The organism is Methylobacterium sp. NPDC080182, assembly GCF_050281105.1.
Classification (GTDB): Bacteria; Pseudomonadota; Alphaproteobacteria; order Rhizobiales; family Beijerinckiaceae; genus Methylobacterium.
Map to the genome: position 1 here is coordinate 213,682 of NZ_JBNNWO010000004.1, position 13,281 is coordinate 226,962.

Annotated in this window: 10 protein-coding genes; 4 read left to right on the forward strand and 6 right to left on the reverse strand. The window is 71.1% G+C overall.

Annotated features, from left to right (window positions below):
* Positions 1 to 46 precede the first annotated feature (46 nt).
* Positions 47 to 1,600, reverse strand: coding sequence for a DEAD/DEAH box helicase (locus ACQKQD_RS09635; protein WP_427508203.1), 1,554 nt, complete (start codon positions 1,598 to 1,600; stop codon positions 47 to 49).
* A gap of 209 nt (positions 1,601 to 1,809) precedes the next feature.
* A complete protein-coding gene (locus tag ACQKQD_RS09640) occupies positions 1,810 to 2,190 on the reverse strand; it encodes a hypothetical protein (RefSeq protein WP_091928195.1) in 381 nt (126 codons plus the stop codon).
* Between the two features lie 450 nt (positions 2,191 to 2,640).
* Between ACQKQD_RS09640 and ACQKQD_RS09645 the strand changes: the two genes are divergently transcribed.
* Together ACQKQD_RS09645 and ACQKQD_RS09650 are read left to right on the forward strand one after the other, a co-directional pair.
* Complete coding sequence (locus ACQKQD_RS09645; protein ID WP_103986075.1) at positions 2,641 to 3,507, forward strand: outer membrane protein; 867 nt, start codon at positions 2,641 to 2,643, stop codon at positions 3,505 to 3,507.
* 216 nt (positions 3,508 to 3,723) lie between these two features.
* Positions 3,724 to 4,218: a PRC-barrel domain-containing protein gene (locus ACQKQD_RS09650; protein WP_020095331.1), complete on the forward strand. Its 495-nt coding sequence runs from the start codon at positions 3,724 to 3,726 to the stop codon at positions 4,216 to 4,218.
* Positions 4,219 to 4,378: 160 nt separating this feature from the next.
* Here the strand turns inward: ACQKQD_RS09650 and parE are convergent, their stop codons facing one another.
* Entirely contained in the window at positions 4,379 to 6,439 is a 2,061-nt protein-coding gene (parE, locus tag ACQKQD_RS09655; protein WP_427508204.1) for a DNA topoisomerase IV subunit B, read from the reverse strand.
* Positions 6,440 to 6,810: 371 nt separating this feature from the next.
* Here parE and ACQKQD_RS09660 point away from each other — a divergent pair, with 371 nt between their 5' ends.
* Positions 6,811 to 6,999 (forward strand): hypothetical protein, encoded by a 189-nt coding sequence (locus ACQKQD_RS09660; protein ID WP_132369347.1) that lies wholly within the window; start codon positions 6,811 to 6,813, stop codon positions 6,997 to 6,999.
* Between the two features lie 185 nt (positions 7,000 to 7,184).
* On the opposite strand, the gene topA is transcribed toward ACQKQD_RS09660, so the two are convergent.
* The 3 genes from topA to ACQKQD_RS09675 all read right to left on the reverse strand — a co-directional run bounded on the left by topA (position 7,185) and on the right by ACQKQD_RS09675 (position 11,986).
* Positions 7,185 to 9,869, reverse strand: coding sequence for a type I DNA topoisomerase (gene topA, locus ACQKQD_RS09665; RefSeq protein WP_427508205.1), 2,685 nt, complete (start codon positions 9,867 to 9,869; stop codon positions 7,185 to 7,187).
* Between the two features lie 300 nt (positions 9,870 to 10,169).
* On the reverse strand, positions 10,170 to 11,129 hold the full coding sequence (locus ACQKQD_RS09670) for a molybdopterin-dependent oxidoreductase (RefSeq protein ID WP_042669666.1): 960 nt from the start codon (positions 11,127 to 11,129) through the stop codon (positions 10,170 to 10,172).
* Complete coding sequence (locus ACQKQD_RS09675; RefSeq protein ID WP_056531198.1) at positions 11,126 to 11,986, reverse strand: cytochrome b/b6 domain-containing protein; 861 nt, start codon at positions 11,984 to 11,986, stop codon at positions 11,126 to 11,128. Before ACQKQD_RS09675 ends, ACQKQD_RS09670 begins: the two co-directional genes overlap by 4 nt.
* A 320-nt stretch (positions 11,987 to 12,306) precedes the next feature.
* On the opposite strand from ACQKQD_RS09675, the gene ACQKQD_RS09680 reads away from it, so the two are divergent.
* Positions 12,307 to 13,254: an aspartate carbamoyltransferase catalytic subunit gene (locus ACQKQD_RS09680; protein WP_026605274.1), complete on the forward strand. Its 948-nt coding sequence runs from the start codon at positions 12,307 to 12,309 to the stop codon at positions 13,252 to 13,254.
* Positions 13,255 to 13,281 lie beyond the last annotated feature (27 nt).

The following is a 13,281-nucleotide window of genomic DNA, read 5'->3' on the forward strand; positions in this document are numbered from 1 at the left end:
ATACGGCTGCCTGGTAGCCGGACAGTTAAGCCGGAACAGACGTCTGTTACTTATCCTTCTTCGCCAAGACTGGTCGAAGCAGGAACGCCGGGACGTGGGAGCCGAGGCCGACGGGCGTGTCCCCGTCCGCGTCGATCCGGCGCCCGCGCACCTCGCGCGCGGACTCGCCGCCGCGGCCGGCCGAGCGGCCCGACGCGCGGGGCTCGGGACGGTTCTCGGGACGGCTCTCAGGCCGGTCGTCCGGACGGGTCTCCGCCCGCGCCGCGCCGCGGCCGCCGCGCGACCGGGTCGGACGCTCGCGGACCTCCTCGGCCTCGCCGGCGCTCCGGGCGCTCTTCTCGACGACACCCTTGTCGCTGCCGCCCTTGTCGGCGCCCCTGCCGCCGCCCTTGGCGGAGCGCGTGCCGCGACGCCCGTCGCTCGACCGGCCGCGGTGGCGCGTGCCGGTGTCGCCGGACGCGTCGGCCACGCTCGACAGGTCGCCGTCCAGCCACGGGATCGGCTGGCCGATCAGCGCCTCGATGGCGCCGAGGGAGCGCGCGTCGTCGGGGGCGACCAGCGTGTAGGCCGTGCCGCTGCGGCCGGCGCGGCCGGTGCGGCCGATCCGGTGGACGTAATCCTCCGGGTGATGCGGCACGTCGAAGTTGAAGACGTGGCTGACGGCCGGGATGTCGAGACCGCGCGCCGCCACGTCGCTGGCGACCAGCAGGGCGGTGTCGCCGTTGCGGAACCCGTCGAGGGCCGTCGTGCGGGCGCGCTGGTCCATGTCGCCGTGGAGCGCCGCGGCGTCGAAGCCGTGGCTGACCAGGGACTTCTGCAGCAGCGCCACGTCGCGCTTGCGGTTGCAGAAGATGATCCCGTTCTTCAGCTCGCCCTCGCCGCGGATCAGGGTGCGCAGGCGCTCGCGCTTGGCGTGCCCCTCGGCGCCGGTGGCGACGAGCCGCTGGGTGATCGTGGTCGCCGTGGAGGCGGGCCGGGCCACCTCGACCCGCTGCGGGTTGTGCAGGAACATGTCCGCCAGCCGCTCGATCTCCGGCGGCATGGTCGCCGAGAAGAACAGCGTCTGCCGGGTGAACGGCACCATCTTCACGATGCGCTCGATGTCGGGGATGAACCCCATGTCGAGCATGCGGTCGGCCTCGTCGATGACCAGGAGCTCGACGCCGGTGAGCAGCAGCTTGCCGCGCTCGAAATGGTCGAGCAAACGGCCGGGCGTCGCGATCAGCACGTCGGTGCCGCGCATCAGCTTGGCGTCCTGATCGGCGAAGGAGACTCCGCCGATGATCAGCGCCACGTTGAGCTTGTGGTTCGTCCCGTAGCGGTCGAAATTCTCGACCACCTGAGCGGCCAGCTCGCGGGTCGGCTCCAGGATCAGCGTGCGCGGCATCCGCGCGCGGGCGCGGCCGTTCTCCAGCAGCGTCAGCATCGGGAGCGTGAAGGCCGCGGTCTTGCCGGTGCCGGTCTGGGCGATCCCGAGGACGTCGCGGCGCGCCAGCACGTGGGGGATGGCCTCGGCCTGGATCGGCGTCGGCTCGGTGTAACCCGCCGCTTCGACGGCGTTCAGGACTTTCTCGCTCAGTCCCAGGTCGGAAAAAGGCATCTGCGTTCAGGAACCGTTGCGCGCCCGGCCGGCGCGAAGGACACCGTCGCGGCAACGGCTGGGAAAGGCTCGCGCGGGGCGCTCGGACGCTCCCGGGGCCGCGGGGCGCATGCTCTCTGTCAGTTAGGGCCTTGGCGCGACTTGTCAATCTCGCAATGGCGACAGCGCGGGTCGGCGCACAGGGGATCGGCCGCCCGAAGGGTCGCCGATCAGGGCCGGAGACGGTCGCCCGCGGGCGCGACGCAGGGATCCAGGCGGGTGGTGCGGGCGGATCGCGCCGCCGCGATGGCACCGGTCGTCTCGGGCTCGGCCATCGGCGCGAGCGCCGCGGTCGCGAGGGCAGTCCCGGGCGTCGGCGCGTCGGGCCGACTCAGCCGCGCGAGCTGGTAGGCGCCGATCACCGCGACGATCCCGACCAGGCCCGCCACGCGCAGCGTCCAGGGCAGGGGGCCCGCGGACCGCCTCGGCTCGGCGCGCGCCACCCGCGCGGCGGTCGAGCCGGTCCGCGGGCCGGCCTGCGCGCCGGGCGCGGCCTCGCCGGTCCGGCGCTTGCCGAAGGTCGTCCGGCTCCGTTCGTCGGGGCTCTGCATGGACAGCGGTCTCCGCCGGCGGGGGACCGGATTCGGTTTGGGGCGCGACAGGGGTTCGGGGACGGGCCCGCGAGCGACGGACCATCGGGCAACAGGGTTAATCGATCGCTTACGCGCGAGAATCATTCTCGTCGAAGTTGTGCCGGAATAAAACGTCCGCCGCCGACGGCTCCTGCAGAGACCGCGAGCGATGTCGCAGGCCCCGCGCCGGCCGCCGCCAATATGCGCGGCGCGCAAGGCAGCTAGTCATCACGGTCTCTGCAGCTCTCCTCGCCCTCGTCGAGCGCGCGAGCGGGCCGTCTGCTGTCGGGCGGGCCCAGCTAGTCTTCATCTTTCGTTGACGGGATGTCCCTAGCCTGAAGAGGCTTGTTGCAGGAAAGCGACAGACCCGCCATCCGAGAGCGCCTAGAAGGCTGCCGGCTCAAGCTAACCCCAGGACCGAACACCACCATGAAGAAGCTTCTCCTCGCATCCACCGTCCTCGCCGGCATGACCGCCGCGGCGTCCGCCGCCGACCTTCCGCGCCGCGCCGCGCCGCCGCCGGTGTTCACGCCGGTGCCGGTGTTCACCTGGACCGGCTTCTACTTCGGTGTGAACGCCGGCTACGGCTTCGACGCCAACAGCCGCAACACCACCAGCTACGCCCTGCCCGGCGGCTCGCTGATCAACTCCCCCGGCACCGCCGGCGTCGTCAGCGTCAACAACCGCAGCAACAACGACGGCTTCTCGGGCGGCGCCCAGATCGGCTACAACTACCAGTTCACCCCGGGCTCCGGCGTCGTGATCGGCTTCGAGGCCGACGCCCAGTACGTCGACTTCGCCCGCCGCGCCAACGGCACCCAGAACTACGCCTTCGGCGGCGCCCCGGGCATCGCGTTCGCCGCCCCGCGCGCCTTCGTCGCCACCAGCGGCAACGGGCTGGACTACTTCGGCACCGTGCGCGGCCGCCTCGGCTACGCCTTCGACCGCACCCTCGTGTACGGCACCGGCGGCTTCGCCTACGGCTCGGGCCAGGACGACCAGAACTTCGCCGGCAACCGCTTCCGCGACAGCTTCCGCACCGGCTGGGCCGCCGGCGGTGGCGTCGAGTACGCCCTGCCCACCGACTCGTTCCTGAACTTCTTCCGCTCGAACGCCGTGACGCTGAAGGTCGAAGGCCTCTACGTCAGCCTCGACCGCCAGAAGAACTCGGCCGGCGGCGTGTTCTACGGCAACCTCCTGCCCCCGAACGGCATCGCCTACCTCAACGGCGCCGCCGCCAAGACCGAGTTCGCCGTCGTCCGCGCCGGCCTGAACTACAAGTTCGGCTCGTACTGAGACCGGATGCCGGAGCCGGCTCTGCCGGCTCCGCGCTCCCGAAGGGCCCGGCCGCAAGGCCGGGCCCTTTCGCGTTTCGGGACCGCGAACCGGCCTCGGCGGGTGCGACAGGGAGGGCCGGAACCGCGCGGGCCGCCCGCGATTGAGACCGCGGCGCCCCTCAGTGACCCGGACAGGGCCTTCCACGCAGGGACCGGGCGCGCGGAGCGATCAGCCATGCGAAGCCGAATCCTTCTCCTGTCGCTCGCGGCCCTCGGCCTCGCGAACGCGCCGGCCTCCGCGCAGGATGCCAGCGTGATCGGCAAGGACACGATCCTGCCGGCCACGGGACCGGGAACCTCGACGGACGGCAAGGGGGGCGGGCGGCTGACGGAGGCGGCGAGCGCCGAGGACGCCGCCAAGCGTCAGGGGCTCAAGCCCGTCACCTTCCTGACCACGAAGATGATCGGCGTGACGGTTCGCAACGCCGCCGGCGACAGCGTCGGCAAGATCGAGGATCTGCTCATCGCCGACGGCGGGACGCTCAAGGCGGTCGTGATCGACGTCGGCGGCTTCCTCGGCCTCGGCAGCAAGCTCATCGCGGTCGAGCCGGGCGCCCTCGTGCTGCGTCCCGGCGGCGACCGATTCTCGGCGGTCCTCAACATGGGCAAGGACACGGTGGCGGCGGCCCAGCCCTTCGACCCGGCCAAGGTGATCGCGCCGCCCCGATAAGGCGCGGCCGAAACCCGTCAACCGTCTTTGCGAGCGCAGCGAAGCGATCCAGGGCAGCGCGACTTCGGTGAACGTGGCGCTGCTGGGTTGCTTCGCTGCGCTCGCAATGACGGCGCGGCGCCATCGACCGACGCGGCGCGGCCGCGCCGGCGCTCCGGCGTCAAATGTCGAGGTCGGCGCCCTCGGCGAAGGCCGCGCGCTCGCTGATGAAGGCGAAGCGCGCCTCGGGCTTGTTGCCCATCAGGCGCTCGACCGTGTCGCCGGTCGATTCCCGGGCCTCGTCCAGGACCGCGACGCGCAGGAGCGTGCGCTTCTTCGGGTCCATGGTGGTTTCCTTGAGCTGGGCCGGCATCATCTCGCCGAGGCCCTTGAACCGCCCGATCTCGACCTTGCCGCCCTTGAACACGGTCTTGACGATCCGCTCCCGATCCGCGTCGTCCCGGGCATAGGCCACCTTCGAGCCCTGCTGCAGCCGATAGAGCGGCGGGATCGCGAGGTAGAGGTGGCCGCGGTCGATCAGCCTCGGCATCTGGCGGTAGAAGAAGGTGATCAGCAGCGAGGCGATGTGGGCGCCGTCGACGTCGGCGTCCGTCATGATGATCACCTTCTCGTAGCGCAGGTCCGCCTCGCGGAAGGCCGAACCGGTGCCGCAGCCGAGCGCCAGGGTGAGATCCGAGATCAGCTGGTTGGCGCCGAGCTTGTCGCGCGAGGCCGAGGCGACGTTCAGGATCTTGCCGCGCAGCGGCAGGATCGCCTGGGTCGCCCGGTCCCGGGCCTGCTTGGCCGAGCCGCCGGCCGAGTCGCCCTCGACGATGAAGATCTCCGAGCCCGCGGTGCCGGCCGCCGAGCAGTCGGCGAGCTTGCCGGGCAGGCGCAGCTTGCGGGTCGCGCTCTTGCGGGCGACCTCCTTCTCCTGGCGGCGGCGCAGGCGCTCCTCGGCCCGGTCGATCACCCAGTCGAGGAGCTTGTTGGCCTGGGCCGGGGAGGCGGCGAGCCAGTGGTCGAAGGCGTCGCGCACCGAAGTCTCGACGATGCGCTGGGCCTCCACGGTGGCGAGCTTGTCCTTGGTCTGGCCCTGGAACTCCGGCTCGCGGATGAACACCGAGAGCATCGACGCGCAGGTCGCCATGACGTCGTCCGTCGTGACGGCGGTCATGCGCTTGGCCTGGTTCACCCGCTCGGCGTGCTCGCGCAGGCCGCGCAGCAGGGCGACGCGCAGGCCGGCCTCGTGGGTGCCGCCCTCGGGCGTCGGGATCGTGTTGCAGTAGGAGTGCGAGATCCCGTCCTCGGCGACCATCCAGGCCACCGCCCATTCAAGCGACCCGTGCGAGCCCGGCTTGGTGATCTTGCCGGAGAACATGGCGTCGGTGACGAGTTCCTTCCCGTCGATGTCGCGGGCGAGGTAGTCGCGCAGCCCGTCGGGGAAGCGGTGCACCGCCTCGGCTGGCACGTCCTCCAGCCCCTCGAGGAGGGCAGGGGCGCAGCGCCAGCGGATCTCGACGCCGCCGAACAGGTAGGCCTTGGAGCGCGCCATCTTGAACAGGCGGCGCGGGTCGAACTTCAGCGAGCCGAAGATCTGGGCGTCCGGGTGGAAGCGCACGCGGGTGCCGCGGCGGTTCTGCACCCGGCCGACCAGTTCCAAGGCCCCTTGGGCATGACCGCGCGAGAAGGTCTGGCGGTAGAGGGTCTGGTTGCGCGCCACCTCGACCTCGAGCAGGTCGGAGAGCGCGTTCACCACCGAGATGCCGACGCCGTGCAGGCCGCCCGAGGTCTCGTAGACCTTCGAGTCGAACTTCCCGCCGGCGTGCAGCGTGGTCATGATGACCTCGAGCGCCGACTTGCCGGGGAATTTCGGGTGCGGGTCGACCGGGATGCCGCGGCCGTTGTCGGTCACCACGAGGGCGCCGGATTCCTTCAGCTCCACCTCGATGAAGCTGGCATGGCCGGCGACCGCCTCGTCCATCGAGTTGTCGATCACCTCGGCGAACAGGTGGTGGAGCGCCCGCTCGTCGGTGCCGCCGATATACATGCCGGGCCGGCGCCGGACGGGCTCCAGCCCCTCCAGCACCTCGATGTCGGAGGCGGTGTAGCCGCCCTCCGGCTCGGCGGCCGCGAGCGTCGCCACGGAGGCCGCCGAATCCAGCCGCCGCCGCGGCTCGGGCGGGCGGGCCGCCGCGCCCTTGCCGCCCGGCCCGAACAGGTCCCGCGCCGGATCGCTCACGCGCGGCCTCCTGGCGCGCGGCGCGTCGGCCGGCTCGGCTTCGCGCAGACGGGTCTTGGGACGGGTCTCGGGTCGTGGAGCATGAGCCTTCATCCCCGCATGATAGCGGAACAAACCATAAACATCAAAGCCGTTCGCCCTGCGGCGAGGCGGTCGCATCATCGCATGCTGCGCCGCCGCGAGCGAGGGCCGCGTCCGTGCCGGCACACGGTTCCGCGCGCCGGGCCGTCATCACGACGTTGCACAACAATGGGTTAAGGCTTTCTCGTGATCCGCATGCCCGGCTTCCACAGGCGACGCCCGGAACAGAACGGGACGATCGACGTTGGTGGCGGAGATAAATCTTGACCGTGGTCAGGGAGCCGCAGTCCATGAGCGACGCCGCGATCGAGGCCCGCCGCCTCACGTTGATCCGCTTCGAGCACGCGGCCGGCGCCGCCTTCGGCTGCGACGATGACGCGGCCGCGGTGCCGGCCGGGCGGGCGCTGATGAACTCCACCACCCTCGCGCTCGCGACCTTCGCGACGGCCGTGGCGGCGACGATCACCTACCTGGTGTGAACCCGATCGCTGACCGCAACCCGCGGTGAGGGGCGGCAACGCTGCCTCTGCCACGTCCTTGCGAGCGGAGCGAAGCAACCCAGTCGGCGCCACGTTCGAACGCCTCGCGCTGCACTGGATTGCTTCGCTTCGCTCGCAAGGACGGGCGGGCTCGCCGGCCCGCCTCAGCCTCGTCCACGAACGCTTCAGCCCGCGCTCGACGTCTTCGCCGCCGCCTTCTTGGCCGCAGGCTTCTTCGCGGCGGTCTTCTTCGCCGCCGGCTTGTCGGCGCTCGCGGCCCGCGCCGACCCTTTCCGGACCGCCCCGCGCTTCGCCGGCTTGCCGCCGCCCGCGGCGCGCTTGGTGTTCACCAGGGCGATCGCCTCGTCGAGGGTCAGCGCCTCGGCGCTCATCGTCTTCGGCAGCGTGGCGTTGACCTCGCCGTCCGTGACGTAGGGCCCGTACTTGCCGGCCTTGACCACGAGATCGCGGCCGCTGGCCTCGTCCTTGCCGAGCGGCCGGCCCGGATCGGCAGCCGGGCGGCCGCGTCCGCCGCCCTGCTCCTTGGCGACGATCAGGTCGATGGCGCGGTTAGCCCCGATCTCCAGCACGTCGTCGTCCTTGCCGAGATTGGCGTAGGTCTTCCCGTGCTGCACGTAGGGTCCGAACCGGCCGAGATTGGCCAGGATCGGCTCGCCGGTCTCGGGGTGGCGGGCCACCTCGCGGGGCAGCGCCAGCAGGGCCAGCGCCTTGTTGAGATCCACGTCCGAGGGGCTGAGCCCCTTGGGCAGCGACGAGCGCTTCGGCTTCTCGGCGCCCTTCTCGGCGGAGGCCTCGCCGAGCTGGAGGAACGGTCCAAACCGGCCGTCGCGCAGCGTCACCGGCAGGCCGGTCGCGGGATCGTCGCCCAGCACCCGCACGCCCGGCTGGCCGCCCTCGGCCGAGGAGCCGTCACCGTCGCCGTCGACGCCCGAGGCCGAGAGCTGCCGGGTGTACTTGCACTCCGGGTAGTTCGAGCAGCCGATGAAGGCGCCGAACTTGCCGAGCTTCAGCGACAGCTGGCCCGAGCCGCAGGTCGGGCAGGTGCGCGGGTTCGAGCCGTCGCCCTTGTCGGGGAAGATGTGCGGGCCGAGGAGGCCGTTCAGCGCCTCCAGCACGTCGGCGACGCGCAGCTCCTTGGTCTCACCGATCGCCGCGGAGAAGTCGCGCCAGAAGTCGCGCAGCACCGCCCGCCAGTCGATCTCGGCGTTGGAGACCCGGTCGAGCTGCTCCTCGAGGCCGGCGGTGAAGTCGTACTCGACGTAGCGCCGGAAGAAGCTCTCGAGGAAGCCCGTGACGAGCCGCCCCTTGTCCTCCGGCTGCAGCCGCTTCTTCTCGATCTTGACGTATTCGCGATCCCGCAAGGTCTGGAGAACCGCGGCATAGGTCGACGGGCGGCCGATGCCGAGCTCCTCCATGCGCTTCACGAGGCTCGCCTCGGAGTAGCGCGGCGGCGGCTCGGTGAAGTGCTGGGTCGAGCTGATCCGCTCGCGGGCGAGCGGGTCGCCGGCCTTCATGGGCGGCAGGCGGCGGCTCTCCTCGTCCTCCTCGTCGTCCTTGCCCTCTTGGTAGAGGGTCAGGAAGCCATCGAACTTCACCACCTGGCCGGTGGCGCGCAGGTCGATGGTCCGCGGTCCGACCTTGGCGGTGACGTCGACGGTGGTCCGCTCCAGCTCGGCCGATTCCATCTGGCTGGCCATGGTGCGGGTCCAGATCAGCTCGTAGAGCCGGGCCTGCTCGGGCTCGAGGTGGCGCGCCACCGTCTTGGGCAGGCGGCCCATGTCGGTGGGGCGCACCGCCTCGTGGGCCTCCTGGGCGTTCTTGGCCTTGACGCTGTACTTGCGCGGAACGTCCGGCACGTAGCGGTCGCCGAACTCCTTGCCGATCACCCGGCGGGCGTCCTGGATCGCCTCCGGCGCCATGTCGACGCCGTCGGTCCGCATGTAGGTGATGATGCCGACCGTCTCGCCGCCGATATCGACGCCCTCGTAGAGCCGCTGGGCGACCCGCATGGTCTGGGCCGGCGCCATCCCGAGCTTGCGGGAGGCCTCCTGCTGGAGGGTCGAGGTGGTGAAGGGCGGCTGCGGGTGGCGCTTGGCGGGCTTCGCCTCGACGCTCGCCACCTGGAAGGTCGCGAGCTCGAGGTCGCGCTTGAAGGCGGCCGCCTCCTCGCCCGTGCCGACGTCGAGGCGCTGGATCCGCTTGCCGTCGGCGCCGACGAGGCGGGCCTCGAAGGTCGCGCCGTCGGCGGTCGTCAGCGTCGCGATGAGCGTCCAGTACTCGCGCGGCTTGAACCGCTCGATCTCCATCTCGCGCTCGACCACGAGCCGGAGCGCCACGGACTGGACGCGCCCGGCCGAGCGGGCGCCCGGCAGCTTGCGCCACAGGACTGGCGAGAGGTTGAAGCCGACGAGGTAATCGAGCGCCCGGCGCGCCAGGTAGGCGTCGACCAGCGCCTGGTCGATCTCCCGCGGCTTGCGCATCGCCTGCTCGACCGACGCTTTGGTGATGGCGTTGAAGGTCACGCGCTCGACCGGGATGCCCTTGAGCGCCTTGCGGGCGGTGAGCGCCTCCAGCACGTGCCAGGAGATCGCCTCGCCCTCGCGATCCGGGTCGGTGGCGAGGATCAGCTTGTCGGCGCCCTTGACCGCCTTGGCGATCTCCGAGACCCGGCTCGCCCCGCGGTCGGCCAGCTCCCAGACCATGTGGAAGTCCTGCTCGGGATCCACCGAGCCGTCCTTGGGCGGCAGGTCGCGGATATGCCCGAAGGAGGCGATGACTTCATAGTCGCGGCCGAGATACTTATTGATCGTCTTGGCTTTGGCCGGCGACTCGACGACGACGACTTTCATTCAGACCTCTGCCCCTGACGGAGCCTGGGCGCGACGGACGAATTCTGTTCGAGATTCGCGTGGGACGTATGCCCGCCGTCGGGCCGGGGCCGCGCGCCGGGCACAAGTGGGTCACGGGCGGCGGGTTGTCAAATCGCGAGGTTGTTCGGGGGAGCCACTGCGCGGCACTTTTCGGGCCGGGTCCTGATCAGGTTCCGCGTCGCTCCACCTGTCCGGGGAAGAGGCCATGCAGGATGAAACGCGGCCCGGGCTCCAGCACGGAACTTGCCGCGTCAGCAGCTCAAAATCCCGTCAGTCGCCTCAGATCCCCGCGTACCACTCGTAGCCGCGGTCTTCCCAGTAGCCGCCGCTGCCCTGGCCGATCCCGGCGAGCGACTCCACCATCTCGACCCGCATCACGTACTTGGCCTGCTTGTAGCCGAGCTGGCGCTCGACCCGCAGCCGCAGGGGCGCGCCGTTCGAGACCGGCAGCGGCTTGCCGTTGAGGTCGTAGGCCAGGATCGTCTGCGGGTTGAAGGCGTCGTAGAGGTCGATGCTCTCGTAGTAGCGGATCGGGATCCCCGCCGGCTCGGGCTCCGGGGCCGGGCTGCCCTGGCCCCAATCGTCCTTGGGCGCGTCGGTGGCGGTGGCCGGGCCGCCCCAATCGTCGGCGGCGGCGAGCTGCACGTAAGCGTCGCGCACCGCGCCCGGATGGCTCGGGCGCCAGAGGGACGCGCCCTGGTTGCGCCCTCTGCCACCGCCCTTGGGACCGGCCTCGAACTCCAGCGTGTCGGCGCAGTGGAACACCGCGTAGCGCGCCTGCGGCTTCAGCCCGGCCTTCTTGAGCACCTCGGCGAGCGGCACGCCGCCCCATTGCCCGATGCAGCTCCAGCCCTCCACGCAATCGTGCCGGGTGATCTGGGTGCGCGACGGCAGGGCGCGCAGGTCCGCGAGGCTCAGCGACAGCGGGGTCTGGACCAGCCCGTCGACGGAGAGCTTGAAGTCCGAGAAGTTCCGCGCCGCCAGCGCCCGGTAGGCGCGGTCCGGCGGGTCGATCGTGCCGTTCGGCTTGAACCAGGGCGAGATCATCGAGGCCGGGAATTCCCGGGCCAGGGTCGTCGGCGACATCAGCAGGCGCTGGACGTACTCGTTGGCGTCCTCGCCGACCTTGAGGGTGCGCTGCCCCGTCTCGGTCCCGGCGAACTTGTCGCAGCCGGCCAGCAGCGCGGTGCCCATCAGGCCGGCGCCCGCGGTGAGGAGCTTGCGGCGGTGGAGGATCATCGCGCGGTCTCCCGGTCGCGGCCGAGGCTGAACCAGCCGGTGATCATGCCGCGCATGTTGTTGACGAGCCCGGAGACGACCACGAGCAGCACGTGGACCACCACGAACAGCACGATCAGCCCGGCGGCGATGAAGTGGACGCTGCGCGCCGATTGCCTGCCGCCGAACAGCTCGGTGAGCCACGGCCAGGCCGCGTCCATCCCGGGCGACATGGCGAGGCCGGCGAGCACCATCGCGGGCAGCAGGCCCAGCACCAGCACGAGGTAGGTCAGCTTCTGGATGACGTTGTAGCGCTTGGCCTCGGTGCCCTCGGGGAAGCGCAGGAGCAGGTGCTCCTTCACGGAGCCGCCGAAGTCGCGGATCTGGTCGCCGTCCGGGATCAGGCGGCGGCGGAGCTGGCCCGAGACCAGGCCGTAGAGCAGGTAGACCGCCCCGTTGATCACCAGCAGCCACGCGAACAGGAAATGCCAGCGCCGCCCGGTGGCGAGGTCCTGGTTGGCCGGCAGCGTCGCCCAGGACGGGAAGGCGCGCTCCACCTCGGTGCCGCCCTCCCTCGACAGGCCGAGCACGCCGGTCGTGTCGAGGGTGTGGGAACCGACCGTCACGACGCCGCGGGTCGTGCCGTCGCGGCCGGGCTCGCTGGTGATGGCGAGCGACGGATTGTCGAAGGTCGAGACCGAACCCCAGTAGAGCGCCGGGTGGGCGTTGAAGATCTGCAGGCCGCTCATCAGCAGCACCAGCAGCACCGCGGCGTTGATCCAGTGCGCCAGCCGGATGACCAGCGGGTGGCGGTAGAACCAGCGGCGCCCCTGCCGGTCGACGGTCTCGGGGGCTTCGAGGGCAGGGGAGGCGGCCAAGCGTCTGGATCCCGGGCAAGCGGCGCGGGGTCGGGAGCGTACGAATCCCGACCGTTCGGGCAGATACGTGGCGCGGGGGCGGGCGGTTACCATCCGCCGGGAAAAAGGCCGCAGCCGCCTCTCGAAGTGCGACTGCGCCGATGGGCGCGCGCCGTCGATGACGGAGCGCGACGCGCCCCATCCTGCCGCCGGACGGACAGCCTGGGCCTCGAACCCGTGACGCCCGCAGCCCCTAACGGAGCGAGCGTCATGACTGAACCGGGATGAGCGCCGAACAGCCTTGCCCCCCGGGCGCGCCGCACCTACACCCGGGCCTCATCATGACGACGCCTCCGACCCCGGCCTTCCCGCACCGGCACCTCCTCGGCATCGAGGGCCTGACCCGGCCCGACATCGAGGGGCTGCTCGACGCCGCCGAATCCGCCGTCGACATCTCGCGGCAGGTGGAGAAGAAGCGCACGACCCTGCGGGGCCGCACGCAGATCAACCTGTTCTTCGAGCCCTCGACGCGGACGCAATCGTCCTTCGAGCTCGCCGGCAAGCGGCTCGGCGCCGATGTCATGAACATGTCGGTGGCCTCGTCCTCGGTGAAGAAGGGCGAGACCCTGATCGACACCGCCGCGACGCTCAACGCCATGCGGCCCGACATCATCGTGGTCCGTCACGAATCGGCGGGCGCCGTTCACCTGCTCGCCCGCAAGGTCGACTGCGCGGTGGTCAATGCCGGCGACGGCGCCCACGAGCACCCGACCCAGGCCCTCCTCGACGCGCTCACCATCCGCCGCAACAAGGGCCGGATCGAGGGCCTGCAGGTGGCGATCTGCGGCGACGTCCTGCACTCGCGGGTGGCGCGCTCCAACATCATCCTGCTCCAGGCCATGGGCGCGCGGGTCCGCCTGATCGCGCCCTCGACGCTGCTGCCCTCCGGGATCGAGCGCTTCGGCGTCGAGACCTTCACGGACATGCGCAAGGGCCTCGTCGGCTGCGACATCGTCATGATGCTGCGCCTCCAGCGGGAGCGCATGAACGGCTCGTTCGTGCCGTCCGTGAAGGAGTATTTCCGCTACTTCGGCCTCGACGGCGAGAAGCTGGCGCTCGCCAAGCCCGACGCGCTGGTGATGCATCCGGGGCCGATGAACCGCGGCGTCGAGATCTCCTCCGAGATCGCCGACGGGGCGCAGTCGCTGATCCGCGAGCAGGTCGAGATGGGCGTCGCCGTCCGCATGGCCGTGCTGGAGGCGCTGGCGCGGCACCTGCCGAACGGGTGAACCCAAGACAACGGGTGATCCCCAGAC